Source organism: Pseudoalteromonas sp. KJ63-1, from assembly GCF_055808145.1.
The window spans coordinates 2,400,105-2,426,042 of sequence record NZ_CM147855.1 but is presented as its reverse complement, the minus strand read 5'-3'; the positions used below and the strand labels follow the sequence as shown (position 1 = coordinate 2,426,042).

Annotated in this window: 29 protein-coding genes; 18 read left to right on the top strand and 11 right to left on the bottom strand. The window is 39.9% G+C overall.

From position 1 onward, the window contains the following. Positions 1-14: 14 nt before the first annotated feature. Genes AC0L7Q_RS11610 through AC0L7Q_RS11565 form a run of 10 tightly spaced genes read right to left on the bottom strand, consistent with a single transcriptional unit; the run spans position 15 to position 7,523 of the window. Entirely contained in the window at positions 15-689 is a 675-nt protein-coding gene (locus AC0L7Q_RS11610) for a PIG-L deacetylase family protein (RefSeq protein WP_409423649.1), read from the bottom strand. Then, positions 686-1,672 (bottom strand): UDP-2,4-diacetamido-2,4,6-trideoxy-beta-L-altropyranose hydrolase, encoded by a 987-nt coding sequence (gene pseG, locus AC0L7Q_RS11605; protein ID WP_409423648.1) that lies wholly within the window; start codon positions 1,670-1,672, stop codon positions 686-688. The genes AC0L7Q_RS11610 and pseG overlap by 4 nt, the downstream gene beginning before the upstream one ends. Then, the gene (locus AC0L7Q_RS11600; protein ID WP_409423647.1) at positions 1,672-2,958 is read right to left on the bottom strand and encodes an aminotransferase class III-fold pyridoxal phosphate-dependent enzyme; all 1,287 of its coding nucleotides are present in this window, start codon (positions 2,956-2,958) and stop codon (positions 1,672-1,674) included. The genes pseG and AC0L7Q_RS11600 overlap by 1 nt, the downstream gene beginning before the upstream one ends. Then, entirely contained in the window at positions 2,951-3,700 is a 750-nt protein-coding gene (locus AC0L7Q_RS11595) for a cytidylyltransferase domain-containing protein (RefSeq protein WP_413402864.1), read from the bottom strand. Before AC0L7Q_RS11595 ends, AC0L7Q_RS11600 begins: the two co-directional genes overlap by 8 nt. Before the next feature lie 36 nt (positions 3,701-3,736). After that, entirely contained in the window at positions 3,737-4,597 is an 861-nt protein-coding gene (locus AC0L7Q_RS11590; protein WP_409423645.1) for an aldo/keto reductase, read from the bottom strand. Further along, a complete protein-coding gene (pseC, locus tag AC0L7Q_RS11585) occupies positions 4,594-5,745 on the bottom strand; it encodes a UDP-4-amino-4,6-dideoxy-N-acetyl-beta-L-altrosamine transaminase (RefSeq protein WP_409423644.1) in 1,152 nt (383 codons plus the stop codon). The genes AC0L7Q_RS11590 and pseC overlap by 4 nt, the downstream gene beginning before the upstream one ends. A gap of 13 nt (positions 5,746-5,758) precedes the next feature. Next, positions 5,759-6,760 (bottom strand): UDP-N-acetylglucosamine 4,6-dehydratase (inverting), encoded by a 1,002-nt coding sequence (gene pseB / locus AC0L7Q_RS11580; protein ID WP_409423643.1) that lies wholly within the window; start codon positions 6,758-6,760, stop codon positions 5,759-5,761. A 45-nt stretch (positions 6,761-6,805) separates the two neighbouring features. After that, complete coding sequence (locus AC0L7Q_RS11575; protein WP_178956419.1) at positions 6,806-7,129, bottom strand: hypothetical protein; 324 nt, start codon at positions 7,127-7,129, stop codon at positions 6,806-6,808. After that, positions 7,129-7,344 carry a flagellar export chaperone FliS gene (locus tag AC0L7Q_RS11570; protein ID WP_409423642.1) on the bottom strand — a complete coding sequence of 72 codons (216 nt, stop codon included), beginning with the start codon at positions 7,342-7,344 and terminating at the stop codon, positions 7,129-7,131. The genes AC0L7Q_RS11575 and AC0L7Q_RS11570 overlap by 1 nt, the downstream gene beginning before the upstream one ends. Further along, positions 7,314-7,523 carry a hypothetical protein gene (locus tag AC0L7Q_RS11565; RefSeq protein ID WP_409423641.1) on the bottom strand — a complete coding sequence of 70 codons (210 nt, stop codon included), beginning with the start codon at positions 7,521-7,523 and terminating at the stop codon, positions 7,314-7,316. Before AC0L7Q_RS11565 ends, AC0L7Q_RS11570 begins: the two co-directional genes overlap by 31 nt. 368 nt (positions 7,524-7,891) lie before the next feature. Between AC0L7Q_RS11565 and AC0L7Q_RS11560 the strand changes: the two genes are divergently transcribed. Further along, positions 7,892-9,328 (top strand): sigma-54 dependent transcriptional regulator, encoded by a 1,437-nt coding sequence (locus AC0L7Q_RS11560; protein WP_413400630.1) that lies wholly within the window; start codon positions 7,892-7,894, stop codon positions 9,326-9,328. A gap of 107 nt (positions 9,329-9,435) precedes the next feature. On the opposite strand, the gene AC0L7Q_RS11555 is transcribed toward AC0L7Q_RS11560, so the two are convergent. Beyond that, on the bottom strand, positions 9,436-10,023 hold the full coding sequence (locus AC0L7Q_RS11555) for a DNA-3-methyladenine glycosylase I (protein WP_409423639.1): 588 nt from the start codon (positions 10,021-10,023) through the stop codon (positions 9,436-9,438). Between the two features lie 130 nt (positions 10,024-10,153). Between AC0L7Q_RS11555 and AC0L7Q_RS11550 the strand changes: the two genes are divergently transcribed. From AC0L7Q_RS11550 to flhB, 17 genes are all read left to right on the top strand, one after another. Then, positions 10,154-11,269: a sensor histidine kinase gene (locus AC0L7Q_RS11550; RefSeq protein ID WP_138622158.1), complete on the top strand. Its 1,116-nt coding sequence runs from the start codon at positions 10,154-10,156 to the stop codon at positions 11,267-11,269. Further along, a complete protein-coding gene (locus tag AC0L7Q_RS11545) occupies positions 11,262-12,686 on the top strand; it encodes a sigma-54-dependent transcriptional regulator (RefSeq protein WP_413400629.1) in 1,425 nt (474 codons plus the stop codon). The genes AC0L7Q_RS11550 and AC0L7Q_RS11545 overlap by 8 nt, the downstream gene beginning before the upstream one ends. A 156-nt stretch (positions 12,687-12,842) precedes the next feature. Next, positions 12,843-13,175 carry a flagellar hook-basal body complex protein FliE gene (fliE, locus tag AC0L7Q_RS11540; protein WP_010387900.1) on the top strand — a complete coding sequence of 111 codons (333 nt, stop codon included), beginning with the start codon at positions 12,843-12,845 and terminating at the stop codon, positions 13,173-13,175. A gap of 20 nt (positions 13,176-13,195) precedes the next feature. Next, complete coding sequence (gene fliF / locus AC0L7Q_RS11535; protein ID WP_413400628.1) at positions 13,196-14,911, top strand: flagellar basal-body MS-ring/collar protein FliF; 1,716 nt, start codon at positions 13,196-13,198, stop codon at positions 14,909-14,911. Beyond that, on the top strand, positions 14,904-15,944 hold the full coding sequence (fliG, locus tag AC0L7Q_RS11530) for a flagellar motor switch protein FliG (RefSeq protein ID WP_010387902.1): 1,041 nt from the start codon (positions 14,904-14,906) through the stop codon (positions 15,942-15,944). Before fliF ends, fliG begins: the two co-directional genes overlap by 8 nt. Positions 15,945-15,947: 3 nt before the next feature. Beyond that, on the top strand, positions 15,948-16,751 hold the full coding sequence (gene fliH, locus AC0L7Q_RS11525) for a flagellar assembly protein FliH (protein WP_413400627.1): 804 nt from the start codon (positions 15,948-15,950) through the stop codon (positions 16,749-16,751). A gap of 17 nt (positions 16,752-16,768) precedes the next feature. Further along, on the top strand, positions 16,769-18,103 hold the full coding sequence (fliI, locus tag AC0L7Q_RS11520; RefSeq protein ID WP_054201721.1) for a flagellar protein export ATPase FliI: 1,335 nt from the start codon (positions 16,769-16,771) through the stop codon (positions 18,101-18,103). Beyond that, positions 18,103-18,549, top strand: a complete 447-nt coding sequence (gene fliJ, locus AC0L7Q_RS11515) for a flagellar export protein FliJ (RefSeq protein WP_010387909.1) — start codon at positions 18,103-18,105, stop codon at positions 18,547-18,549. The genes fliI and fliJ overlap by 1 nt, the downstream gene beginning before the upstream one ends. Before the next feature lie 87 nt (positions 18,550-18,636). Continuing rightward, positions 18,637-20,448, top strand: a complete 1,812-nt coding sequence (locus AC0L7Q_RS11510; protein ID WP_413402820.1) for a flagellar hook-length control protein FliK — start codon at positions 18,637-18,639, stop codon at positions 20,446-20,448. Positions 20,449-20,505: 57 nt separating this feature from the next. After that, entirely contained in the window at positions 20,506-21,033 is a 528-nt protein-coding gene (gene fliL, locus AC0L7Q_RS11505) for a flagellar basal body-associated protein FliL (RefSeq protein WP_010387911.1), read from the top strand. A gap of 9 nt (positions 21,034-21,042) precedes the next feature. Beyond that, positions 21,043-22,134, top strand: a complete 1,092-nt coding sequence (gene fliM / locus AC0L7Q_RS11500; RefSeq protein WP_010387912.1) for a flagellar motor switch protein FliM — start codon at positions 21,043-21,045, stop codon at positions 22,132-22,134. A 20-nt stretch (positions 22,135-22,154) separates the two neighbouring features. Beyond that, positions 22,155-22,556, top strand: a complete 402-nt coding sequence (gene fliN / locus AC0L7Q_RS11495) for a flagellar motor switch protein FliN (protein WP_010387913.1) — start codon at positions 22,155-22,157, stop codon at positions 22,554-22,556. Further along, positions 22,553-22,936, top strand: coding sequence for a flagellar biosynthetic protein FliO (gene fliO, locus AC0L7Q_RS11490; protein WP_409423631.1), 384 nt, complete (start codon positions 22,553-22,555; stop codon positions 22,934-22,936). The genes fliN and fliO overlap by 4 nt, the downstream gene beginning before the upstream one ends. 4 nt (positions 22,937-22,940) lie before the next feature. Beyond that, positions 22,941-23,681 carry a flagellar type III secretion system pore protein FliP gene (gene fliP, locus AC0L7Q_RS11485; RefSeq protein ID WP_198523537.1) on the top strand — a complete coding sequence of 247 codons (741 nt, stop codon included), beginning with the start codon at positions 22,941-22,943 and terminating at the stop codon, positions 23,679-23,681. A gap of 41 nt (positions 23,682-23,722) precedes the next feature. Beyond that, a complete protein-coding gene (locus AC0L7Q_RS11480) occupies positions 23,723-23,992 on the top strand; it encodes a flagellar biosynthetic protein FliQ (protein ID WP_010387922.1) in 270 nt (89 codons plus the stop codon). Between the two features lie 2 nt (positions 23,993-23,994). Further along, a complete protein-coding gene (fliR, locus tag AC0L7Q_RS11475; RefSeq protein ID WP_010387923.1) occupies positions 23,995-24,774 on the top strand; it encodes a flagellar biosynthetic protein FliR in 780 nt (259 codons plus the stop codon). Between the two features lie 9 nt (positions 24,775-24,783). Then, positions 24,784-25,914 (top strand): flagellar biosynthesis protein FlhB, encoded by a 1,131-nt coding sequence (flhB, locus tag AC0L7Q_RS11470; RefSeq protein WP_010387924.1) that lies wholly within the window; start codon positions 24,784-24,786, stop codon positions 25,912-25,914. Positions 25,915-25,938 lie beyond the last annotated feature (24 nt).

The window sequence follows — 25,938 nt, the reverse complement described above, 5'->3', positions numbered from 1 at the left end:
TATTTTAATTCTAGTTAACAATCTATAAAACGCTCAATGTAGAACGCTTCTGCAAGTGCTATTCCCACACTCATACCTCTAAATTTAGCTATTGCATTTATATTATCAATACTACGAGTATGGGGGGCTTCATGCATCTCTTCTTGGTAAACTGATAGTGCACTTATTTTTAAACTGAATTCATCTTCGATCGAATTATAATAATTTGGCTTAAAAGCACTAAAACTATGGCTTGCCCATTCAGTACTAGAAACTGTTTCCAAGCAAAAAATTTGCTTAACAGATTGTTTTGGTTGTGGTCTGCAAGCAGTTAATACAGCATCATGCGTTATTCGATGATCAATATTTAAATCGCCAAAGAAGTGAGTATAAATACGCGTAATAAACTTTCCAGACAAAAATGACTCTATGGCTTGAGTAATCTCCAAAAGTGGAACCGTGTCAAACTGGTTATCAGGGAAATCAAGTAAAGTTAAGTTTTCTTGTTTTACACCAAGGCAATTAGTTGCTTTAAAAAATGCTGTGCGTCTATTCTCTATATCAGTAGTGTTATGTTTTATGCGAGAACTTACGCCGTTAGAAAGTGCTAATATATAGACCTCATCGCCTTGCTTAACATGTTTTGCTATCGTTGCACCACAGCCGAGAGTTTCGTCATCTGGGTGAGCGATAATAATAGCTATTTTCATATATTATTCTCTAGTGTGGTGTGAATAAAGTTGGCTATTTTATATTTGCCCTTTCCATCGCATATCTTTTTTGCATTCGAAGTCAGCTTATCTTTCATTTTTTCAACTAGTGCAATTGATTGAGCTAATTTTGGAATTGTTGCTAGAATTGCAGAGTCTTTATATTGAAATAAGCTTATATTACCATCTTGGTTATTTGCTGTTTTAATCATAATTATGGGTTTACCCATAACAGCCGCTTCTAGCAGCATTGTCCCTGGAGCAGTAATAATCACCTTTGATAATTGCATCAGTTTTGCTAAATCAGTGGGGGCATGATGCCATGAAATTGTAAGCTCTGTCTGTTCTAAAAACATTTTGAGTTCTTCTTTATAGTAATAACCTTGTCCAGTTATCAAGCAAATAACACCTTTATATTCGACAGAATTTAGATATATGAGTGAATGGAGGCTGTAGTTATTAGGATCTGAAGCACCAAAACAAATAAAAATACTATAGCTGTTTTCATTCGTTTGCTGGCTGATCAAAAACTCGTCTCTAATAATTGCGAATTGGGGACCAAGTAAAAGCTTAGAGTGTTTAGGCACAAGCTTTTTATAAGCGCTTAGCCTAGACTCTGATGACGTATCAATTAATAAATCACAAAGATGTGCTCTATCAGCTAGATCATCAATTATAATTACATTGTCAGCGACTACTTTTTCTTCCCACTTAATGTCGATTTCATAATGGTCAATTAAAATACTTTTTATATTATATTGTTTAAGTATTTGATTGGTTTCTTCAAGTCCATTATTTGCTGTAGATACTTTTAAATAACTAACTAACTGGCTCTTTAGTAAAGACTTCGCTAAAGCAGATTCTTTTACAATGAATCTAATTTGTATATTTTTTTCGACTAAAGTGTTTGCTAACTCTAAACAGCGCATCAAATGGCCAGCACCGATTAACTCGTTGGCATCTGTCCTTATGGCTAATTGCATTATCTTACCTTAAAAACCGGCTCTAATAGTTTACCTTTAAAAATATCATACAAATTTTGCGTTTCTATTGTATTTTTTAAAATAAAAATAACTTCATCGTATGCATTAAGTAATTTCTCTATATCATCATGTGTATGGGCAAAGCTAAGGTTATGACTACCACCAATTAAAATACCTCTAGTGCACATCTCTTGAATAAATAAAGATTTTAGCTCCAATGAGGAGTATTTATGAGTGTCTTTAATAACAATAAAAGACCATGACGGATGACCCGCAGTGCTCAGCCAATCTTTTACATCGTGTTTTTCTATTAATTTATTAAGCTCACAAATTAATTTTTCACCCAAAGTGTGAATATGTGTCAGTACTCTTTCTTGCTGCATTTTTTTTAATGTTGTTTTTGTAGCAACTAAAGACATGGTTTCGCCCGCAAAGGTGCCGGAGAAGAAAATGTCTTCCATCAATGACATTATTTCTTTCTTTCCAACAATAGCTGAAATAGGGAATCCGTTTGCCATGCCTTTGCCAAAGGTTGCTAGGTCGGGTGTAATATTAAATAAGCCTTGAGCACCATGTAGATCAAACCGAAAACCGGTAATTGTTTCGTCAAAAATTAGTACAGAGCCATGTTTTTTACAAAGTGCTTGTACTCCTTGAAGAAATCCCGTTTCTGGAAAGGAGACATTCATTGGCTCCATAATTACAGCTGCAAGCTGTTCAGGGTATTCAGTAAAGAGCCTTTCTAATGAGCTAAGATCATTGTATGTAAACGCATGGGTAAGCGCTCTAACACATTCAGGGACACCTAAATTTCTGGTTGTCGAGCCAATATACCAATCTTGCCAACCATGATAACCACAGACAGCAACATGCTCTCTTTTTGTATAAGCTCTTGCTAGCCGAATAGCAGCAGATGTTGCGTCACTGCCATTTTTACCGAAACGCACCATTTCAGCGCAAGGTATTAGCTTTGTGAGTTCTTCGGCGACTTCCATTTCTAATCTATGAGGAAGGGAGAAAGTGATCCCTGAGCTAAGCTGGTCTATAACAGCTTGATTTACATCAGCATCACAGTAGCCTAAAGAAACAGAAAGTAAGCCACTCACAAAGTCAATATACTCATTATTGTCTGCATCCCACACTTTAGAACCTAAACCTCGTTCAATAAATAAAGGTGCTGCATTTTGTGGGAACGCAATTCTACTCTTACTAAAAGTTTGGGAACCTAGAGGAATGGTTTTTTCAGCTCTATGTAGCCACTCCGCTGAATTAGTGTAATTATTCATAGCCTTCTTCTTTATCTTGTTTTAATGATTTAACCATTCCCTCATTTCGAGCAATTTGGGAGTTTAATAAGTTCAGCTCTGGTTTATGCGATAACAATTCCAGTATATCTTGATAATTAAAATTAGGCTTTTTTACATATAAATTTTCATATATTGATGAAATCAACTCAAAGTCTTTGGGTTCGTCAACGGTCCATCTATAGGCAGACAGGTCTTGCTCACTTTGGATATTCTGTAACTTATACTTATCAGGGTGGCTTGTTATATAAGGTGTTACGTGTTCTAACTCAGAAGGCTTTTCTGCATATTTATAAGCGTTATGTAAGGCCTTCTTACTGATAACTTCAATATCGAGACCATCAGGGTATGTGGCTACTAAGCAGTTTGAAGTATAATCATTGTTGTTTTTTAAATGACTATTAATGACATAGTCCATGAGCTCAGGGTCAATCACTGGGCAGTCAGCTGTTATTCTAACGATAGCATCACAAGGGTAATTGAGTTCAGCATGAAAGTACCGGCTGAGAACATTACTTAAACTTCCTCTAAAGCATAATAAATTATTCTCATTGCATAACTGCTGAATAATATCGTCACTTTTATCAGTACTCGTGACAATAACTAGGTTGTCTACTAATTTTGCTCGTTGTACACGCTTAGCTTGTTGAATAAACATAGGTAAACCTTGGAGGTTCTTTAAAACTTTATTAGGTAAGCGTGTTGATCCTGTCCTAGCTTGCATGAAAGCATTTATCATATTTTTAATCCTAGCGCTTAATTAACCAAGCCATTGCGATGGATTGATTAATGCTAAATTACTTGAAGCTAAAGAGGCTAAAACGTCATCCGAGGGGAGTGTAAGCTTTTTTGCGACGCAGTAGCTGTCTATTAATTGTGTTAACTGTTCTTGTGAGCAACATCCTATAATTGCATTTTCGATATGAGGGGCTTTTTGCGCAATAATTGCTAATGCGAAAGTTAGCCGATTGCAGCCTAATTCATTAATAACACGATTATACTGAGAAAACTCATTATCAAACTGTGAAAAATAAGCGTTATTTTGAATCATTGGCTCTAATAAAAGCCCTTGTAAAAATATCGAGCGAGCGTGAAGCTTTATATTTTTTTCTATTAGCTTATCGATGATTTCAGGTTGTATAAAACGTTGATCTAACCAATTTACAGGAGCTTGAACCAGATCTAAATTAAACCTTTCACTAAGTAATTCAAGCTCTTTAGGGTTATAAACAGAAACGCCTATTCGCTTAACTATGCCTTTGGCTTTTAACTGCTCTAGCTGCGAAAAATAGTCTTCCCCTGAACTGCTTAAAAGCAACTCACAATTATGAAATAACACTGCATCAATTGACTCACAGTTCAGATTTTTTAAGCTTTTTTCTACCTGCGCGTGAATATTTTCACCTGATACTTTAGTAACAATAGATAAAGCTTGGCTTAAACCCGATTGACCAATATTACTCTCGCTACTACCATAAGCCGATGCCGTATCAACAACTGTTATACCAGCGTCTAGTGCGAGGCTGAGTATTCGTTTAACCTCATCAGTTTTAACCTGTCCGACAGTATTACTAATGCCATAATCTAAACCAAATTGGGCGGTTCCTAAAGCGATTTTCATAGTTGTTCGGCTAGTGTTTCTATTATGAAATTTTGTTCTGAATTAGTTAATTCAGGATGCAAAGGTATAGTGAGAGCGCAACTGTAATATTTTATTGCATTTGGAAAGTCATTTGCCTTAAAGCCAAGCTCTTTATAATAAGGTTGTATATGAATTGGAATATAATGCAAATGACTCGTTATGCCTCGCTCTCTTAAACTACAGATAAGAGACTCATGTTTTACAACTGCGTCACCAGAGAAGGTTAAAATATATAAATGGTAACTAGAGTAGCTTTGTTGTGATTGAGTTAAATGATTAATAGGCAAGTCTTTTAATTTGCTAGAATAGACTTTAGCCAGCTGGTTGCGCTTTGTAACAAATTCATCGAGCTTTGAAAGCTGGCTAAGGCCTAATGCCGCTTGCAACTCAGTCATTCTATAATTAAAGCCGAGTTCAATTTGCTGATAGTACCAAGGGCCATGACTTGGTTCGGTCATTTCACTCGGGTTGGCTGTAATTCCATGGCTACGTAAACGCTCCATTCTTTTAGCAAGTTGTTTATTGTTTGTTACCGCCATGCCTCCTTCAGCTGAGGTGATTATCTTGACTGGATGAAAGCTAAATACGCAAATATCTGAAAACTCACAACTGCCCACTGGGCTGCCTAAATATTTTGCACCAATAGCATGTGAAGCATCTTCAATAACCTTAAAGCCATATTCAACTGCAAGTTGATATATAGCCTGCATATCACATGATTGACCTGCCAGGTGAACTGGGATGACGACCTTGGGTAAACGATTATTTTCTTTAGCAATAATAAGTTTTTTCTCTAACTCATTAGTGCACATATTCCCTGTTGCTACATCAATATCCACAAAATCTATTTGAGCACCACAGTAAAGTGCACAATTTGCAGAAGCAACGAACGAAATAGGGGAGGTCCATACAATATCGTCTTTCCCTACATTTAACGCTAAACATGCAATGTGCAATGCCGATGTGGCACTGTTTGTTGCACATGCATAGGTGCTGCCACAATATTTCGCAATGGCTTGCTCAAAAGCGGGGACTTTAGGGCCTTGCGTTAACCAGTCGGATTTTAAGACATCAACTACTGCGTCAATGTCTTGTTGAGAAATAGCTTGTTTGCCGTAAGGGATCATGGAGTAATAACTTTTAAACTAATGCTTCAATGTTGAAGGCTTCAATTTCTTCAATCGTCATGTAATGAGGGTTGTTTAAAGAGTTATATTCAAAGCCTTGCTTCACTTTCACTCCCTTTTCATCAAGCGCATTTACTGTAAAGTCATTACTACGACTGCTAAATTTAATGCCTGGTGCGATAACAAAGTGATCGTTATATTCATAGGTTTCAAAACACAGATCGGCAGGGCACATAACCTCATGAAGTTTCTCGCCTGGGCGAATACCAATAATTTTAATAGGTAATTCAGGAGCCATTGCTTTTGCTAGGTCAGTAATGCGAATTGATGGAATCTTAGGTACGAAAATTTCACCACCCAACATGCGCGCGAAATTTGTTAAAACAAAATCAACGCCTTGTTGAAGGCTTATCCAAAAACGGGTCATTTCATCATGAGTGATAGGAATATGATCACGACCTTCATTAATAAACTTTTGGAAAATAGGCACAACTGAACCTCGCGAACATACTACATTACCGTAGCGCACCACTGAAAAAGTGGTTTTATGGCCGCCAGCAATATTGTTTGCCGCTACAAATAATTTATCTGAGGCCAATTTAGTAGCACCGTATAGATTAATAGGATTGGCTGCTTTATCCGTAGAGAGAGCTATGACTTTTTCAACGTTATTATCAAGTGCTGCATTAATGACGTTTTCTGCGCCATTTATGTTGGTTTTTATACATTCCATTGGGTTGTATTCAGCGGCAGGTACCTGCTTAAGGGCTGCAGCATGGATAACGTAATCAACGCCACGCATTGCGCGATTTAGTCGTTCTTTATCTCGAACATCGCCAATAAAGTAGCGCATGCAAGGCTGATCAAAATCTTGCTGCATTTCAAACTGCTTTAGCTCGTCACGAGAAAAGATAATAATTTTTTTGGGGCTGTACCGTTCTAATAATGTTTTTACATACTTTTTACCGAACGATCCTGTTCCACCTGTTATTAAAACTACTTTTCCATCAAACATGTGATTTTCTCCACAGCTAACCAGCCTAATATTGCCAAATCTATTTTAAAAGTTAGATTTATACTTATTTACAGCTTTTTTATTTTTTTGATTACCAACTATTTTAACCGCTAATAGTTGCTTTTGATTATCTATTTTAACAGATAGCTGTTCTATTAGGTTAATTAAAAACTCAAGTTCAGTAGCTGAATAATGAGTTTTTTCTCTAGAAAGTGAGCTACTTATGTGAATATCAAGTTTATTATGAATATTCAGCGCTTGCTCAATATCCCAATCTTCTGAGTCAGCAATCAAACTTACTAGATCATTGCAATATGCTCTAGTCTCACTATCTTTAACTTGTGAGCTTGTAACCCGCTTTAAAGACATTATAGTTGTGGTTCTCTTTGTTCAAATGGAATTGCTTCCCAACCTGATTTTATTTCCTTGATCAAGGTAATTACTTCATCAATTTTTTCTATATCGTTCTCAAGGTTTGCGGTTAGTAAGCATCGCTGACAATAATCATATAAAGAGTCTAAGTTAGTTGATACTTCATTATTATGTTCAAAATTTAATACTTGCTGCAACGCACCAAGTAGCACAATACAATCAGAGATTGCGTTGCCTTTTTTTCTAACTCTTTGCGTTCAATAAATCCCTTTGCAGCAGAAAGTTTGCCAACAATATTCACAAACACGAGTTTGACTTGATCATAAGGCGTCATTTCTTTAACGCTGCTAACTGTTATTTGACGGTATTTGTTGATTGATGCATGCGCCATAGGTAATTCCTCAAATTTTAATTGTATGTGTAGAACCATAAGCAAGTTTAGTTCCAACATAAGTTTGACTATTACTTATCGGCCAAAACAGTCACACCTTTAAGTAATAATAGCAGTTTTTATGAGTTTCTTCTGTGTGAAATCGTATCATTACTAGTGGCAAAAATGTGTTAGGTAATTCATCTTAAGTGGGTAGTCCGTTATAAATAGTTAAATATTTATTAGTTATAAAGTATTGGCTTTATAGGGTGGGTGTCTGTTTTTTGGCGTTAATGTCAAAAAATCGCCGCTATTACTTGCATCCAAATCCAACTGGCTTACAATTTGATTAATAAAACAAATTAGTGAAATAAATGGCTCGCTAAAAAATGATCTTAATTTTAGATAATAATAATAATCGCTCTATTGGATTATATGCATCCCTTACTTTTATTGGTGAGGCGGTACAGTTGCAAACAGAAGCTGACTTTGAGCAGGCATGTAGTCACTATCAAAATAAAGAATGTATTGTGGTGTTAGGGGCGCTGCAATCTTTAGATCATGAAAATTTAATTAAACGCTATCCGACTTTCCCTTTTTTACTGATAGGTGAAACGCTCAAACCGCTACTGAGTCTCGCTAATGTTGTTGGACTAATCTGTGAGCCATTTACTCATGAAGTTACTACCCAGTTACTCCATGATTGTCAGCAATATCAGCGTATGCTGCCTCATGAGCATCAACATAATAAAGAAAAAAGTACCTTTGATGGCCTTGTAGGTGAAACCAAAGCCGTAAAAGATTTACGCTTTTTAATTACTCAAGTTGCTAAAACCGATGCCAACGTACTTATTTTAGGTGAGTCGGGCACAGGTAAAGAAGTAGTTGCTCGTAACGTGCACCTGCTTTCTAAGCGTAACAAAGGCCCATTTGTACCGGTAAACTGTGGGGCAATTCCTGCAGAGCTACTAGAAAGTGAACTATTTGGCCATGAAAAAGGTGCATTTACCGGGGCTATTTCAGCACGTAAAGGCCGGTTTGAATTGGCGCAAGGTGGTACGCTATTTTTAGATGAAATAGGCGATATGCCACTGCAAATGCAGGTTAAGTTACTGCGAGTACTACAAGAGCGTAGCTATGAGCGCGTTGGCGGTACTAAAGCGATTCAAGCCGATGTACGTGTTATTGCTGCAACCCACCGCGACCTTGAAAGCATGATTGAAAAAGGCTCATTCCGAGAAGATTTATACTATCGCTTAAATGTTTTTCCTATTGAGAGTCCATCTCTTGCTCAACGTGCAGAAGACATCCCTTTGCTACTTAAAGAGCTAATGCGCCGTGTAAATGAACAAAGCGGTACTACGGCTAAGTTTACAGAGCGTGCTATTGATAGTTTAAAAGAGCATTCTTGGCCAGGTAATATTCGTGAGCTCGCTAACTTAGTTGAGCGTATGGTTATTATGTTCCCAGACAAGGTGGTTGATGTTCCTGATTTACCTAATAAATACCGCTACATTGAAGTTGAAGCCTATGAGCCACAGTACCCAGAAGAACTGATGGAGCGTGATGCGTTTAATGATATTTTTAGTGGCGGATTCAGCGAAGACGAAATAGACCTCGAAGATGATTTTGCTCAAGCGGCACCCGGTTTATTGCCCGATGAAGGTATTGAGCTTAAGGAGTACTTAGCTGAGCTTGAAATTAACTTAATCACCCAGGCATTAGAGCGCTTTGATTACGTTGTTGCCCGTGCTGCTGAAGTACTAGGCGTAAGGCGAACCACACTGGTCGAAAAAATGAAAAAGTATAACCTTTCTAGAGATTGAGAGCTAAGTGCAGGTACTAGGCGCTAGGTATTAGGTTAGAATAAATAAACACTGCGCTTAATTTTTAGCGCTGGTTTCCCCGCTTCTCGCAACCCGCAGCTCTAGCCTTAGCCTAGCTTTTTAACTTCTTCCTTCCTAAAACAATCATTACTATGATCGTTAACCATTCCACAGGCCTGCATGTAAGCATACACTGTGGTTGGGCCTAAAAATTTAAAGCCACGCTTTTTTAAATCTTTTGCAAATAACGTCGATGCCTCAGTAACTGCAGGGTAGTCGGCCAGTGTTTCTAAATCATTTACCTGAGGTTTATTACCAACAAATCGCCATTGATAATCACTAAAACTGCCAAATTCTTCTTGAATTGTAATAAAGCATTTCGCGTTATTAATTGTTGCGACAATTTTTAAGCGGTTGCGAACTATGCCCGCATTTTGCATTAATTTTTCTATATCGTGTTCAGTAAAGGCCGCTACTTTGTGTACATCAAAGTTGGCGAAGGCATTTTTATAATTCTCACGCTTTTTTAATATGGTATACCAGCTGAGTCCCGCTTGTGCCGATTCTAATGTTAAAAACTCAAAAAGTAGTTGATCGTCATGCACTGGGACGCCCCATTCATGATCATGATATTCCACATAGTCAGGTTTTGTTGTATCTAACCATGGGCAGCGGCACTGAGTCTCTTTATTCATACATTTTTCCTTTGCGCGTCATTTTTACGGCACGTGTTTTTACGGTTTAGTCTATTGAATTTACTGGTAAATAATTTTGGCACACATTGTGCATTAGTCAGTGTGTCTACATTATTTTAGAGAGTTGATTATGGCCCTTGCAAGTGTGCTAAAACCCCAGTTTATTTCTGCTAATCAGTATAACCCATGTTTACTGCAAGAGGAGTATGTTGGTGAGTTGAGTGATTTGCGTCAACAGGCAAGTTGGCTTTCTCATTTAGTTGATACTATGCCTGCGGGCGTAATTGTACTCGACGGTAAAGGAATGATCGCTAAAGCGAATCAAATTGCTATCGATATGCTCGGTGAACCACTAGAAGGTGAGAAGTGGTTTAGTGTTATTCAGCGCTCATTTCGTCCTCATCAAGATGATGGTCATGAAGTGTCGTTAAAAGATGGACGCTTAATAAAACTCGATATTACTGCACTTGCACCAGAGCCTGGGCAACTTATATTAATGACCGATTTGACCGAAACCCGACGCTTACAAAAACGAGTCGCGCATATGCAGCGTTTAAGTGCGTTAGGTAAAATGGTGGCATCTTTGGCTCATCAAGTACGCACACCGTTATCAGCAGCTATGTTGTATGCTGCCAATTTAGGCTCAAAGCGCTTACCCGAAGCATCACGCGGCAGTTTTCACACAAAATTAATGTCTCGCTTGAAAGATTTAGAAACCCAAGTAAACGACATGCTGCTATTTGCTAAAAGTGGTGATCAGCAGGTGGTTGAGCAAGTGTCGATGCAACAGTTACTCAGTGAAGTTAAAGCCGGTGCCGATGCCATGGTAGCGCTCAATGATAGCGAATTAAATGTGAGCTTACCTGAACCCGATATAGAAATTATGGGTAATAAAACCGCACTAGCAAGCGCTATTCAAAACCTTATTCACAACAGTATTCAAGTGATTGGCAGTGGCGCGCAGGTTCACCTTAGCGCCCTACGTGACAAACAAGACTCTGACTTTGTACGCATTAGCGTGAGTGACAATGGTCCAGGCATTGACTTAGTCCAGAGCGAGAAAATATTTGAACCTTTTTATACCACTAAAAGCCAAGGTACAGGCTTAGGGCTTGCCGTTGTTAGTTCGGTAGCCAGTGCGCATCAGGGAAGGGTGGAGGCAAACAACAACCCACATGGGGGAGCAATTTTTAGTATGTTGCTGCCTATTAGTGTCACATCTAAATTAGGGGAGTCACATGAGTAACACTATTTTAGTTGTAGAAGACGACGCCGGACTTCGTGAAGCATTAATTGATACTTTAGAAATGTCGGGCATCGCTTGCACGGCAGCCAATAGTGCAGAGCAAGCGATGTTGTTATTAAAAAAAGACGTATTTTCACTAGTGGTTAGTGATGTACAAATGGGCGAGATGAGTGGCTTAGATTTATTACGCAGTATTAAATTAAATCACCCTGATTTACCCGTTTTAATGATGACGGCCTATGCCACTATTGATGATGCGGTTGAGGCCATGCGCCTAGGCGCGATTGATTATATGGCTAAGCCATTTGCACCAGAAGTGCTATTGAACATGGTCAGTCGTTATTTGCCTGAAAAGGAAAAAGAAACAGACGGTCCTATCGTTGCCGACCCTAGCAGTATTCAATTACTCGAACTTGCAGGTAAAGTTGCTCGTTCAGATGCCAGTGTAATGGTACTTGGGCCAAGTGGCTCAGGTAAAGAAGTGCTAGCACGTTATATTCATGACAAGTCAAAACGCTGTAATGAACCATTTGTAGCAATTAACTGTGCTGCTATTCCAGAAAACATGCTTGAAGCTACTTTGTTTGGCTACGAAAAAGGTGCGTTTACTGGTGCGATTCAGGCCTGCCCGGGTAAGTTTGAACAAGCACAGGGTGGAACCATTTTACTTGATGAAATCACCGAAATGGATTTAGGTTTACAAGCCAAACTACTGCGGGTATTACAAGAACGCGAAGTTGAGCGTTTAGGTGGCCGAAAAACTATTTCGCTAGATGTGCGTGTGCTTGCTACCAGTAACCGCGAATTAAAAGAGGCGGTTGCTGATAATCAATTCCGCGAAGATTTATATTATCGACTCAATGTTTTCCCTTTGCTGTGGCGACCTCTGTGTGAGCGTCCTGGCGACATTATTGTACTGGCTAAGCACTTAATTGAACGTCACTTAAGTAAAAGCAAAGAGCCAATGGCGTATCTAGATATAAGCGCTGAACAAAAACTGCTTAGCCATAGCTGGCCCGGTAACGTTCGAGAGCTGGATAACGTTATTCAACGTGCTTTAATTTTACGCAGTGGTAGTACTATTGATGAGCATGCAATTTTTATCGAAAATTTAACCCCAACCCAGTTTGTGGTTGAAACAACAACAGTGCCGGAGCCTATAAAAAGTAGTCTCAGTAACGCTTATTATGATGAAAAAACAATGCCCGAAGATGAGCAAAAAAATGATTTGCTCGCCTTAGATACAGGAAGTTACAAAGATGAACTTAAAGATAAAGAGCATCGCATAATTTTAGAAACCTTGGCGCGTTGCCAAGGGAAGCGTAAAGAAGTAGCCGAAACCTTAGGCATAAGTCCACGTACTTTGCGCTACAAATTAGCGCAAATGCGCGATTTAGGTATTTCCCTCCCTGCATAACCTCAACAGCCCTAAAACTAAGTAACAGATTTTAGGGCTGTCAAAACTCTGACTACGCAAATAAATACAGTAAGCTATTGTTATTATTGGTTTTTATTTTTGGCATGTTTTGTGCTTTATTCTCTTTAAGAGTTTACTGCATTATCAGAGACAATTATGAAAATTCAAAACAGTGCTTTATTTCAAGAAATGCAATCTATGGCTTCAGAAGCCACGCGTAGTAACCAAGTTAATAACTTGCCAACGCAAGTGCAATCAACGTCTACAGCACAATTTGGTGATATGTTGAGTAATGCACTTAATACAGTGCATGAGCTTCAGCAAGACACAGGACAAAAAAGAAAAGCAGTTGAGATGGGCGACAGAAGCGTATCGCTTGCTGAGGCGATGATTGCTTCGCAAAAGTCTTCTGTGGCATTTGAAGCTACGGTACAGGTTCGTAATAAGCTTGTTGAATCTTACAAAGAAATTATGAACATGCCTGTTTAACTAGGTAGTGGAGAATTATTGTGGCGCAATCTAATCAATCTACAGATCTGGCACTTGCTGATGGCATGATGGAGCAAAGTGAAAACGAAGATCAACAAGAGCAAAAATCAGGCTATTTCAGCGCCCTAGGCGGTGTTGATGTTTTACGTCAAATTACCCTGATTGTTGCATTGGCCATTTGTTTGGCTATTGCTATCTTCGTAATTATTTGGGCTCGTCAGCCAGATATGCGCCCATTAGGTAAAATGCAAACTCAAGAGTTAATTGAAACACTCGACTTTTTAGATGCGCAAAAAATTGACTATGAACTTGATGGTAATGTGGTGTCAGTTGATGAAACTGAGTATCAAAATATTAAGTTACTGATGACCCGTGAAGGTTTAGAGCAAGGGCCAACATCAGGTAGCGACATTATTATGCAAGACATGGGGTTTGGAGTAAGCCAACGTTTAGAACGTGAGCGCCTTAAACATGGTCGCGAGCAACAACTTGCCCGTACTATTGAAGAGCTAAACAACGTTACTCGCGCCAAAGTACTATTAGCTATTCCAAAAGAAAATGTATTTGCTCGTCGAGAGAAAAAACCCTCAGCAACAGTAGTACTAACGCTTAAGCGTGGTCGATCACTAGATAGCGAAGAAGTTGACTCAGTAGTTGATATGATTGCTTCAGCGGTGCAAGGCCTTGAGCCTTCTCGCGTAACGGTGACCGATCAAAACGGCCGCCTATTAAATTCAGGCTCACAAACCTCTTTGGCTGCACGCTCTCGTAAAGAATATGACCTAGAGCGTAAGCGTGAGCAAGAATACCTAGAAAAAATTGACAGCATTTTAATTCCCGTTGTTGGCTTGGGTAACTACACCGCCCAAGTAGATTTAAGCATGGACTTTAGTGCAGTAGAAGAAACACAAAAACGTTACAACCCAGATTTACCGGCAGTAAGAAGTGAAACCACTTTCGAAGAAAATAATATCGGTGGTTTAGCGGTAGGTATTCCTGGTGCACTTACTAATCAGCCTCCGGTTAACTCAACGATACCTGAAGATGCAATGGCTGGCGGTGCAGGCACGGCTACGTCACCAAGTCGTACTCACAAAGAAGCTACCCGTAACTATGAACTAGATACCACTATTTCTCATAAACGTCAGCAAACGGGTGTGATCCGCAGAATAAGTGTGTCTGTAGCGGTCGATTACTTACCCACGGTTGGTGAAAACGGTGAAACAACCATGACACCACGTTCGGTAGAAGCTTTGTCAAATATTCGTCGTTTGTTACAAGGTGGCGTAGGCTTTGATATGCAACGTGGCGATGCACTTGAAGTAGTAACCGTACCATTTGTTCGTGAAGACTCAGCGCTTGATTTTGAATTGCCTTTATGGGAACAAGATTGGTTTATGAAAATGATGCGCTTAGTATTAGGTGCGCTGGTTATTATTGTACTGATTTTAGCTGTAGTTAAGCCTATGCTTAAGCGCTTAATTTACCCAGATAATACACTTGAAGAATATGATGAAGACTCTCTTAGTTCAGGTGTTGACCTTGGTGACAGCACATTAGATATGCTAAATAATGACTTTGATTCTGCTTCAGTTGGCTTCTCAAGCGATGGTACACTACAGTTACCAGACCTACATGGCGACGAAGACTTATTGAAAGCGGTTCGTGCCCTTGTAGCCAATGAACCAGAACTATCATCACAAGTAGTGAAAGCGTGGTTAACAGAAGATGACTGATCAAGAACAAAAACAACTACCACCGGCGTTTGATGTTGATAAGCTCGATGGTGTAGATAAAGCGGCGATATTATTGCTGAGCTTATCTGAAGAAGACGCAGCGCAAATCCTAAAGCACTTAGAGCCAAAGCAAGTGCAAAAGGTAGGTATGGCCATGGCGGCAATCGATGATTTGTCGCAAGCTAAAATCAGCGCAGTGCACAACTTGTTTATCGAACAAATTCAAAGCTTTAGTACGATAGGTTTTCAGTCTGAAGATTTTATCAAAAAAGCACTTACGGCTGCATTAGGTGAAGATAAAGCTGCCAGCTTAATAGACCAAATTGTTATGGGATCAGGCGCTAAAGGGCTTGATTCATTAAAATGGATGGACTCAAAGCAGGTAGCAAATATTATTCGTAATGAGCATCCGCAAATTCAAACAATAGTGCTTTCTTATTTAGAGCCGGAACAATCTGCTGAGATTTTAGCGCAATTTCCTGAAAAAGTGCGCTTAGATTTAACCATGCGTATTGCCAATTTAGAAGAAGTTCAACCAGCGGCTTTACAAGAATTAAACGAAATTATGGAAAAACAATTCGCTGGTCAAGCGGGTGCACAAGCTGCGAAGATGGGTGGCTTAAAAGCGGCTGCAGATATTATGAACTACCTCGATACCAATGTTGAAGGGCAGTTAATGGATTCTATCCGTGAGCATGACGAAGAAATGTCGCAACAAATTCAAGACTTAATGTTTGTCTTCGAAAACTTAATGGATGTAGAGGATCGAGGTATTCAAGCAATTTTACGTGAAGTGCCTCAAGATGTACTGATGAAAGCCATTAAAGGCACTGACGAAGCGCTTAAAGAGAAGATTTTGGGTAACATGTCAAAACGTGCAGCAGAAATGCTTGCTGATGACTTAGAAGCTATGGCACCAGTGCGCATTAGTGAAGTAGAAGCAGCACAAAAAGAAATACTGTCAACAGCTCGTCGTCTATCAGATTCAGGTGAAATTATGCTTGGTGGTGGCGGTGGTGAGGAGTTCTTATAATTTATGAGTAACTCTAAAGGTCGCCCGTTACACGCTGATGAAGCTGATGAGCTATTAAAAAATTGGCCAATTCCAGATGTTGCGCCAGATGAGCGAAGTTTTGGCAATCGTTCGACCGCTTTTGGTACGCCATTGGCAGAGCTATACCATAAAGAAATGGCCAAAGAGCAAGATGAAGAGCCCGAAGAACAAGAATTACCTTCTCTTACTATGGTGGAGCTTGAGCGCATTCGCCAAGATGCGTATGAGGAAGGTCTTAAGCAAGGACATGAGCAAGGCTATATAGATGGTTTTGATAAAGGCGTAACTGAGGGCAAAGAAGCTGGTTACAAAGAAGGTGTTGAGCTGGGTAAAACCCAAGGTCAAGAAGAGGTTAAACCTTTGATGGATGAGCAGTTAACTCACTTACGCAGCTTGTTAGATAGTTTATCTGATCCACTTAAAAAAGTGGATGACCAAGTAGAAAAGCAGTTAGTGCAGTTAGCTACTATGCTCAGTGAAGCAATTATTTATCAAGAGATAAAAACCTCGCCTGATATTATCTTACATACCTTGAAAAAAAGCATTGATGCACTGAATGCAGAGCAACAGAAAGTTAAAATTCATCTTCACCCAGAAGACCTAACACTTATAAAAACCAGTTATGGCGAGCAGGCTATTGAAGATAATCATTGGCAGTTAATTCCAGAGCCTACATTGGAGCGTGGCGGTTGTGAAGTTAAGACAACACTATCGTCTTTAGATATGACCTTGAAAACTCGTGTCAAAGAAACATTGGATAGTTTTTTGCATAATAGTGGTATCTAACTTTTTATTGGCGTGCAATGTCTGTGAGCGATACTTCATTAAGCGAACGCTTATCTCAATACCAACAACATATTAAAACTCCAGCACCTGCGGTTGCAGGCGTTTTAACCCGAGTGGTTGGTTTAACGCTTGAAGCAAAAGGCCTGCGAGCTCCAGTAGGCAGCCAATGTAAAATTGAAACCATGAGCGGCTTTGTTGATGCCGAGATTGTTGGTTTTAACGATCAAACCTTATATTTAATGCCAAATGATCATATCTCTGGTGTGCTACCTGGTGCCCGAGTTATTCCTCAAGTTAATGATACTGGGTTACCAGTTGGTATGAGTCTTCTTGGCCGAGTTGTCGACGGTTTAGGGCGACCTTTAGATGGGCTGGGTAAAATAAACGCAGAACACACACTTAAATTCGCTCAAAACGCAATAAATCCACTGGCAAGGCGTCCTATTAGTAAACCCATGGATGTGGGGGTACGGGCTATTAACTCAGTAATTACGGTAGGCCAAGGTCAGCGTATGGGCTTATTTGCAGGCTCCGGTGTGGGTAAATCTGTACTATTGGGCATGATGACTCGAGGCAGTGAAGCCGATGTAATTGTAGTGGGTTTAGTTGGTGAGCGTGGCCGAGAAGTAAAAGAATTTATTGAAGAAATACTGGGTGTTGAAGGGCGTAAACGCTCAGTTGTTGTGGCAGCGCCTGCTGATGCTTCACCATTAATGCGATTAAAAGGCTGTGAGAGCGCAGTAACTATTGCAGAGTATTTTCGAGATCAAGGGTTAAACGTATTGTTACTGCTTGACTCGGTAACGCGTTATGCCATGGCGCAGCGTGAAATAGCACTGGCTGTTGGTGAGCCTCCTGCAACCAAAGGTTATCCGCCTTCAGTATTTGCTAAATTACCCGCATTAGTTGAACGTGCCGGTAATGGCGGAGAAGGTCAAGGCTCCATTACTGCCTTTTTTACTGTACTGAGTGAAGGTGATGATATGCAAGACCCGATAGCCGATGCCGCACGTGCCATACTTGATGGGCATATTGTTTTATCGCGTGATTTAGCCGACAGCGGTCATTACCCTGCTATTGATATAGAAAAGTCTATTTCTCGAGTAATGCCACAAGTGGTTTCAGAGCCACATATGCAGCAAGCTCGGGTGCTTAAACAAGTATATTCTATGTATCAACAGAACAAAGACATGATCACCTTGGGTGCTTATCAAAAAGGCAGTGACCAAATGCTTGATCAGGCAATAAACATGATGCCAAGAGTGAACGCATTTTTACAGCAAGGCATGCGTGACGTGATTAGTTATGATGATGGCCTACAAGGGCTCGCACAATTATTAGGACAAGCATAATGGCAAAAAATAAACTACATTTGCTGCTTAAGCTTGAAAATGAAAAAGAAGAAACATTACGCATGAGCTACTTGCAAGCAAATCAAAACTTGCAGCTAAATCAGCAAAAGCTTCAAGGCTTAAATGACTTTCGACTTGAATATACGCAGCAACTTCATATTAAAGGGCAATCGGGCTTATCAAGTGCCGGGTTTAGCCAGTATCACGCATTCATAGCTAAGATTGAAGAGGCGACTCGTCAACAAGCGAGTACCGTTAATACTGCAAAACAAGTAGTGAGCCAGCGTAAAACGTTATGGCTAAAACAACAAGTTAAAGCCAAAGCGGTTGCTAAGCTAATTGAAAAGCAACAGTTAAAAGCGGATATGCTGGTGGCTAAGAATGAACAAAAAATGTTAGATGAGTTTTCCTCTAATCAATTTTATCAAAGGAATAAAGCACTATAAGTTAGGCATACTAATTGCTTGTGTTCTATAAGAGCAATGTTTTTTAGGATTGTGCGGTGGGCTGTTGCCGCTTTTATTAGGTGATTTATGGCGATGAATGATATTTCAATGTTGGCGGTATCTGAGCAAGACTCATACCTAGTTAATAAAGACAGTGATAAAGCAAAATTAGATAGCAGTAATGATACTGGCTTTTTTGACCAACTAGCACTTGCTAACCAAGCTTCTGATACACAAGATTCAGAGGTCAAAGCGCCACACAAGCAGCAATCAGATGAACCATCCGATCCAAAAGAGCAAACTAGCGAAGAGAAGCCTTTGAGCGGTGAGGATATGCTGGCGCAAATTAATGCGGCACAGGTAATCGACACCTCAGTAAAAAATAACTCTCATGGCGGCGCAGAGTTAATAGACAAAGACGCTGTCAAAATAAACATCAAGCCTGAAGATAAGCTCGCACCTATTGTTATTAATTTGCCAAGTGATGAAACTGTTGATGATGCAGCTATTTTACAAGCACAAAATGCTATAGGTGCTGAATCATCGAGCAAAACTACTGTTGAGTCTTCACCGCTTGGTAGTCAATCAATAGCGACAGCTGCCACAGCCGGAGAATCTGAGGCTGTTAAAAATGAGCAAGCGGTTGCAAAACCATCAGATAAGCCGACTGATTCTACAGGCACTAAAGCATCGATAGACGCCTCTGTTTTGGCGTTGTTATCAAAAGATGATAATGCAATAAAAGCTGATAAACTCTTAGCAAATTTAACGCCTGCTCAACAAGGTGAACTTGCTACTGAGCTAGATGCGATGAGCAAGCCCATTAATAAAGACAATGTAGCGGATTTAAAGCAGTTACTCAGTAAGTATGTTAGCGAAAGCGAGAAACCGCAAACTCCTCAACAAGCCATTAATGCACAAATAAGTACGCTAACGACCCCAGAGAAACAGGCATTGCTTAATCAGATGCAGGCATACATTAAAAGTGAGCCTCTATCTACTAAAGAACTTACTTTATTAAAAGGGGTTATCAGTGATTTAGAAACAGCTATCAACGCAGACACTTTGTCTAGTGCCAAAGGTAAACCGCTGTTTGCTAATAATACGTTGATAGCAGGTGTTACACCTAAAACGCAACAAGGTACAGAGTCGGCTAATGTAAAACCTAAGCTAAAATCAGAAAGCTCTAAATCGATAGCCGAAACGCCTGAGGAGCTTACTAAACAGCTTGATGTACTACAAAAAGAGAGTATGCGCGCCACTAACGCAGAACAAATGCCACCGCGTGCTGCACAGATTTTTTCTCAAATCATTAATATATTCGATAAATCGTCGCTTAATACTATCGCTAAATACGATACTTTAGGCTACGAGCAAGCTATTATTGAAGCGCAAAGTTTACAGGCTGGGCAGTTGCAAAGCACTGCGCAAGCTAAACAGGTGAGCATTGATCCTGCCACCTTACAGGCATTAAATATTATTAAAAGTGATGCCGCAAAAATGCTACAAGAGCGCGTTACTTCAATGTTAAGCATTAATAACAAAGAAGCTGAAATTCGTTTAGATCCACCTGAGATGGGCAGTATGCAAATTCGTATTCGAAGTGATGCGGAGCAAGCACAAATAAACTTTGTAGTGCAAAATCAGCAAGCCAAAGAAGCGCTAGAGCAATCATTACCTAGGCTTAGAGAATTATTAATGCAACAGGGTTTAGAACTAGGTGAAAGCAGCATTTCTTATGGTGGTTCATCTCCAGAACAAAACGAGCAACAAGAAGGTCAGCCACAAGGTCAAATGGCTAATAATAGCTCTTCAGATGAGACAAATAGTGAGCAACCAGATAAGCAAACACATAGTTCTGGACAACAAACGTCATCATCAATAGATTACTATGCCTAAGTCCTGCTATTATAATAGTTAAAACAAGCAAATACCTTTGCGAATAAAGGAAATACAATGGCTGAAGATACTAATTTAGAAATAGAAGAAGTCAGTAAAAATAAAAGCAAACTCATTATAATTATAGCCGCTGTATTAGTTATTGTTGGCGGTGTAGCTGGTTACTTTTTACTATCGGGTGATGATGAGCCCGTAGAAACTTTAACAGATGATGCCGCCAGTGGTGAAGTAGCCGCAGAATCATCAAGCTCCTCGGCAACGGTCGGCAGTGCGCTATATGTTGCTATGCCAAGACCTTTTATATTTAATGTTCCAGGGGCGAGCCGCGATAGAATTGTACAAATTAAAGTGCAATTGCTGGTGCGCGGAGATGGCAATGAAGAAACGGCTAAAAAACACATCCCACTGATTGAAGGCACGCTATTGAGTGTATTTTCAATGACTACCGCAGATGAACTAAGCACCAGTGTAGGCAAAGAAACACTGCGCTTTACTGCGCTAGATAAAGTACAAGCTGCAATGATGGATGTGGAAGGAAGTAAAGTAATTGAGCGGGTACTGTTTACCGGCTTTGTGATGCAATAAGGGGTCAGTGTGAGCGATTTATTATCCCAAGACGAAATTGATGCGCTATTACACGGTGTTGATGAGGTCGAAGAGGAAGATATACACGACGGTGAAGACGGTGAGGGAAGTACGCTACAGTATGACTTCTCTTCGCAAGATCGCATCGTGCGTGGTCGCATGCCGACACTTGAAATTGTTAATGAGCGATTTGCGCGTCATATGCGAATTAGCCTATTTAACATGATGCGCCGCACCGCTGAGGTGTCAATTAATGGCGTGCAAATGATCAAATTTGGTGAGTATATTCATACCTTATTTGTACCAACCAGTTTGAATATGGTGCGTTTTCGCCCACTAAAAGGCACTGGTTTAATTACCATGGAGGCGCGCTTAGTCTTTATACTGGTAGATAACTTTTTTGGTGGCGATGGTCGTTATCATGCCAAAATTGAAGGGCGTGAATTTACCCCAACAGAGCGCCGTATCGTGCAAATGCTGTTAAAAATAATCTTTGAAGATTACAAAGAAGCATGGGCACCGGTTATGGATGTGTCGTTTGAGTATCTTGATTCTGAGGTGAATCCCGCTATGGCTAACATTGTTAGCCCAACCGAAGTAGTGGTTATTAGCTCTTTTCATATTGAGCTTGATGGCGGCGGTGGTGACTTTCATATTGCGCTGCCTTATTCAATGCTCGAACCTATTCGAGAGCTACTGGATGCAGGTGTTCAGTCTGATACTGAAGATACCGATTTACGTTGGAGTAAAGCGCTTCGTGACGAAATAATGGATGTGGAAGTCGATTTGTCGACTCAGCTACTTGAAGTTGATTTAAGCTTAAAACAAATTATGGAGCTCAAGGCGGGGGATATTATTCCTGTTGAAATGCCTGAGCATATTACTGTGTTTGTTGAAGAGTTGCCAACATTTAGAGCTAAAATGGGTCGCTCACGCGATAACGTTGCGCTACAAATTAGTGAAAAAATTAAACGCCCTGATTCAGTTAAATCTGAGCTGCATGTCTTTACTAAAGGCGGCAAAAAAATTGATTCAGATGCAGAATTAGCAGAACTAGAAGATGATTTACACCTTTCAAACGGTGTAGACTTAGACTGGTAATTGATTAAAAGGTTAAAAGTATGAGCGATGATCAAGATACGATGGACGAATGGGCAGCAGCACTTGCTGAGGCTGAGGGAACTGATGATGATAGTGCAGAGGTTAAAGTAACCGAGCTTGATGAGCTGGATGATTCAAAGCATGAGCTCAGCGGTGAAGAAAAACGTAAACTCGACACTATTTTAGATATTCCCGTTACTATTTCGATGGAAGTAGGGCGTTCTAAAATTAATATTCGTAACTTATTACAACTTAACCAAGGCTCAGTTGTTGAGCTTGATAGGGTTGCTGGTGAACCGCTTGATGTATTAGTTAACGGTACATTGATAGCACATGGTGAAGTGGTTGTGGTGAACGATAAGTTTGGTATTCGCTTAACTGATGTAATTAGTCAGGTTGAACGGATCAAAAAGTTACGATGATAGCATTACTTGGTTTAAGCAATTCTGTGTTTGCAGCTACCGATGCTGCAACACCCACCACAGACATTATTTCAATGGTGATGTCGTTAGGTGTGGTGGTCGTGTTAATTTTAGTGTTGGCTTTTTTTGTTAAAAAGCTTAATCCAAATTTAACCAATAACGATGAGTTCAAAGTGATTCGCAGCCTCCCTTTAGGCTCACGCGAGCGCTTGATGGTAGTTGAGATAGATAATGCACAGCATCTATTAGGTGTAACTCCACATAGCATTAATTATTTACACAAGTTAGAAAACCCCCTAACAGAGAAAGAGTTACCAGAATTAGCGAAGCGTTTTGGCAAAATGTTAAACCCACAACTTAATCAAAATAAAAAGAATTAATATTATGACCAAATGGCTGCTTATTATTCTTGCCATCGTGTTCATTCCTGGTGTTAATGCAGAAGGGATTGACGCGCTTACGATCACAAGTAATCCAGATGGCACGCAAGACTATTCAGTGACGCTACAAGTGTTAGCGATCATGACGGCAATGAGCTTTATTCCAGCAGCCATTATCATGATGACCTCGTTCACTCGAATTATTGTAGTATTGGCTATTTTGCGCCAAGCGATTGGCTTACAGCAAACCCCTTCGAATCAAGTATTACTAGGTATGTCGCTGTTTTTAAGTATTTTTATTATGGCGCCTATTTATGAGCAAATAAACGAACGTGCAATCGAACCGTACTTAAGTGAACAGGTAACATCACTAGAAGCACTCGATTTAGCTAAAGAGCCAATGAAAGCTTTTATGCTTTCTCAAGTACGATTAAAAGACTTAGAAACCTTTGCAAAAATAGCTGGGTACGATCAGCTTGATTCACCCGAAGCAACGCCAATGATTGTTCTTATTCCGGCGTTTGTGACCAGTGAGCTACAAACGGCCTTTATTATTGGTTTTATGTTCTTCATCCCCTTTTTGATTGTCGATTTGGTGGTTGCATCGGTGTTGATGGCCATGGGTATGATGATGCTATCCCCCATGATTGTATCGCTACCGTTTAAGATTATGTTGTTTGTATTGGTTGATGGTTGGAGCTTGGTGATGGGTACGCTCGCTAAAAGCTTTGGGTTGGGCACATAGTGGTGCTTTCTACTTTGAACCAATCACTCTAGGAGTCGCCCATGGAACCTGAAGTATTTGTTGATATTTTAAGTGGAGCCCTATTTTTAGTGATTAAGCTGGTGTCTGCTATTGTGGTACCTGGTTTAATTATTGGTTTAGTAGTGGCAGTATTTCAGGCGGCAACCTCAATTAATGAACAAACACTGAGCTTTTTACCGCGTCTATTAATTACTATTAGTGCGTTAATAGTGGGTGGACATTGGTTTACTCAAGAGCTGATGGATTTTTTTAATCGCTTAGTGCTTCTTATACCCGAAATAGCAGGTTAACGATGGAGTTTCCATTTTCCGTTGTTATTCAATGGTTAAGTGATTTTTTACTGCCCTTGGTGCGTATTAGCTCAATGATCATGATTATGGCGGGTATTGGCGCTAAAAACGTCCCTTCTCGAATTAAAATGGGCTTGGCTGTTGTAGTCACATTTTTAGTTGTGCCTGTTTTACCTCCAGCTACATTTACTAATTTATTTTCTTTTGAAATGGTTTTAGTGGTGCTACAACAAATGCTGATTGGTGTTGCGATTGGTTTTGCATCCACACTACTGCTCAATACATTTGTTTTAGCCGGGCAAATCCTTGCTATGCAAACTGGTTTAGGTTTTGCGTCTGTTGTTGACCCCTCAAATGGAATGAGTGTGCCTGCTGTAGGGCAGTTCTACCTCATTTTAGCTACCTTGTTATTTTTTGTATTTAATGGCCATTTAATGATGATTCAAATGGTGGTACATAGTTTTCAGGTATTGCCAATTGATGGTAATTGGTGGGCGGTTGATCATTATTGGGACATAGTGACATGGGGTGGTTGGATGTTTACCACTGCACTAGTGCTTTCGTTAGCGCCATTAACGGCCATGCTTGTAATTAATATGTCATTTGGCATCATGACCCGTGCTGCCCCACAGTTAAATATCTTCTCTATAGGCTTTCCGTTTACCTTAGTGGCAGGGCTCGTTATTATTTGGGCTACCCTCGGTAACTTTATCACTCAGTTTGAGTTCCAATGGCTAAAAATGGTTGAGCTAATGTGTACTCTAGTTGGTTGTTCCCCTTAGGAGAGCGTAATGGCTGAAGATTCAGGACAAGAAAAAACCGAAGAACCCACGCCCAAAAAAGTTGATGATGCCAAAAAGAAAGGCCAAATAGCGCGCTCTAAAGAGCTAGGTACTATGTTTGTACTTATTTTTTCTGCTATTTCTCTATTAATGTACGGCCCTGAAATTGGCAAAGGCTTGTACCGAATTATGGGCAGAATGCTTAGTCTTAATCGCAATGAAACCTACGACACCACAAAAATGTTTGCGGTGTGGGGGGAGGTGGCCGACGTACTGTTATTTCCTATGTCGATGTTTGTACTTATTATTGTACTCGCTGCGTTTATTGGTAACACCATGCTTGGCGGCTTTAATTTTAGCTGGCAGGCAGCTGCGCCCAAAGCCAGTAAAATGTCGCCAATGAAAGGTTTTACTCGGATGTTTGGGCCGCAAGCGGCTATTGAACTACTTAAGTCATTATTAAAGTTTGGCCTAGTGGCGACCTTCGCTATCTTTTTAATTAATGTTTATTTTGATGAAATATTACATTTGAGTATAGAAAGTGCGCCGGGCAATATCGTGCATGCTTTAGAAATATTAGCCTGGATGTTTTTAGGGTTATCTTGCACCTTAATTATTATTGCAGCTATTGATGCGCCATTTCAAAGTTATAGCCATAACAAACAGCTTAAAATGACGATGCAAGAAGTAAAAGATGAATATAAAAACTCTGAGGGTGATCCGCAAATCAAAGCGCGTATCAGGCAAACCCAACGTCAAATGTCGCAAAAGAGAATGATGCAAGATGTTCCCGATGCCGATGTTATTGTTACCAACCCGACTCATTACTCAGTGGCTTTAAAATACGACACAGAGCGAGCTGGAGCGCCTATTGTACTAGCCAAAGGTGTTGACGAACTCGCTATGCAAATTCGTAAAATTGCTTTGGGTAATGAAGTGCCCATTGTTGAGTCGCCGACCTTAACGCGAGCGCTTTATCATACCGCTGAAGTAGGGGATCAAATTCCCGATCAGCTCTTTACAGCAGTTGCTCAAGTGCTTGCCTATGTATTTCAGCTTAAACGGTTTAAAAAAGGCCGTGGAAAACGCCCTGTTGCGCTTAATAAAAAGCTGCCAATCCCTGATGAATTTAAGTATTAACCACCAACCAACTAACTTGGAATA

Bases quoted from the DNA above. Each gene is read 5' to 3' on its own strand.
- AC0L7Q_RS11610 (WP_409423649.1), bottom strand. From the start codon at position 689: ATGAAAATAGCTATTATTATCGCTCACCCAGATGACGAAACTCTCGGC.
- pseG (WP_409423648.1), bottom strand. From the start codon at position 1,672: ATGCAATTAGCCATAAGGACAGATGCCAACGAGTTAATCGGTGCTGGC.
- AC0L7Q_RS11600 (WP_409423647.1), bottom strand. From the start codon at position 2,958: ATGAATAATTACACTAATTCAGCGGAGTGGCTACATAGAGCTGAAAAA.
- AC0L7Q_RS11595 (WP_413402864.1), bottom strand. From the start codon at position 3,700: ATGCAAGCTAGGACAGGATCAACACGCTTACCTAATAAAGTTTTAAAG.
- AC0L7Q_RS11590 (WP_409423645.1), bottom strand. From the start codon at position 4,597: ATGAAAATCGCTTTAGGAACCGCCCAATTTGGTTTAGATTATGGCATT.
- pseC (WP_409423644.1), bottom strand. From the start codon at position 5,745: ATGATCCCTTACGGCAAACAAGCTATTTCTCAACAAGACATTGACGCA.
- pseB (WP_409423643.1), bottom strand. From the start codon at position 6,760: ATGTTTGATGGAAAAGTAGTTTTAATAACAGGTGGAACAGGATCGTTC.
- AC0L7Q_RS11575 (WP_178956419.1), bottom strand. From the start codon at position 7,129: ATGTCTTTAAAGCGGGTTACAAGCTCACAAGTTAAAGATAGTGAGACT.
- AC0L7Q_RS11565 (WP_409423641.1), bottom strand. From the start codon at position 7,523: ATGGCGCATGCATCAATCAACAAATACCGTCAAATAACAGTTAGCAGC.
- AC0L7Q_RS11560 (WP_413400630.1), top strand. From the start codon at position 7,892: ATGATCTTAATTTTAGATAATAATAATAATCGCTCTATTGGATTATAT.
- AC0L7Q_RS11555 (WP_409423639.1), bottom strand. From the start codon at position 10,023: ATGAATAAAGAGACTCAGTGCCGCTGCCCATGGTTAGATACAACAAAA.
- AC0L7Q_RS11550 (WP_138622158.1), top strand. From the start codon at position 10,154: ATGGCCCTTGCAAGTGTGCTAAAACCCCAGTTTATTTCTGCTAATCAG.
- AC0L7Q_RS11545 (WP_413400629.1), top strand. From the start codon at position 11,262: ATGAGTAACACTATTTTAGTTGTAGAAGACGACGCCGGACTTCGTGAA.
- fliE (WP_010387900.1), top strand. From the start codon at position 12,843: ATGAAAATTCAAAACAGTGCTTTATTTCAAGAAATGCAATCTATGGCT.
- fliG (WP_010387902.1), top strand. From the start codon at position 14,904: ATGACTGATCAAGAACAAAAACAACTACCACCGGCGTTTGATGTTGAT.
- fliH (WP_413400627.1), top strand. From the start codon at position 15,948: ATGAGTAACTCTAAAGGTCGCCCGTTACACGCTGATGAAGCTGATGAG.
- fliI (WP_054201721.1), top strand. From the start codon at position 16,769: ATGTCTGTGAGCGATACTTCATTAAGCGAACGCTTATCTCAATACCAA.
- fliJ (WP_010387909.1), top strand. From the start codon at position 18,103: ATGGCAAAAAATAAACTACATTTGCTGCTTAAGCTTGAAAATGAAAAA.
- AC0L7Q_RS11510 (WP_413402820.1), top strand. From the start codon at position 18,637: ATGGCGATGAATGATATTTCAATGTTGGCGGTATCTGAGCAAGACTCA.
- fliL (WP_010387911.1), top strand. From the start codon at position 20,506: ATGGCTGAAGATACTAATTTAGAAATAGAAGAAGTCAGTAAAAATAAA.
- fliN (WP_010387913.1), top strand. From the start codon at position 22,155: ATGAGCGATGATCAAGATACGATGGACGAATGGGCAGCAGCACTTGCT.
- fliO (WP_409423631.1), top strand. From the start codon at position 22,553: ATGATAGCATTACTTGGTTTAAGCAATTCTGTGTTTGCAGCTACCGAT.
- fliP (WP_198523537.1), top strand. From the start codon at position 22,941: ATGACCAAATGGCTGCTTATTATTCTTGCCATCGTGTTCATTCCTGGT.
- AC0L7Q_RS11480 (WP_010387922.1), top strand. From the start codon at position 23,723: ATGGAACCTGAAGTATTTGTTGATATTTTAAGTGGAGCCCTATTTTTA.
- fliR (WP_010387923.1), top strand. From the start codon at position 23,995: ATGGAGTTTCCATTTTCCGTTGTTATTCAATGGTTAAGTGATTTTTTA.
- flhB (WP_010387924.1), top strand. From the start codon at position 24,784: ATGGCTGAAGATTCAGGACAAGAAAAAACCGAAGAACCCACGCCCAAA.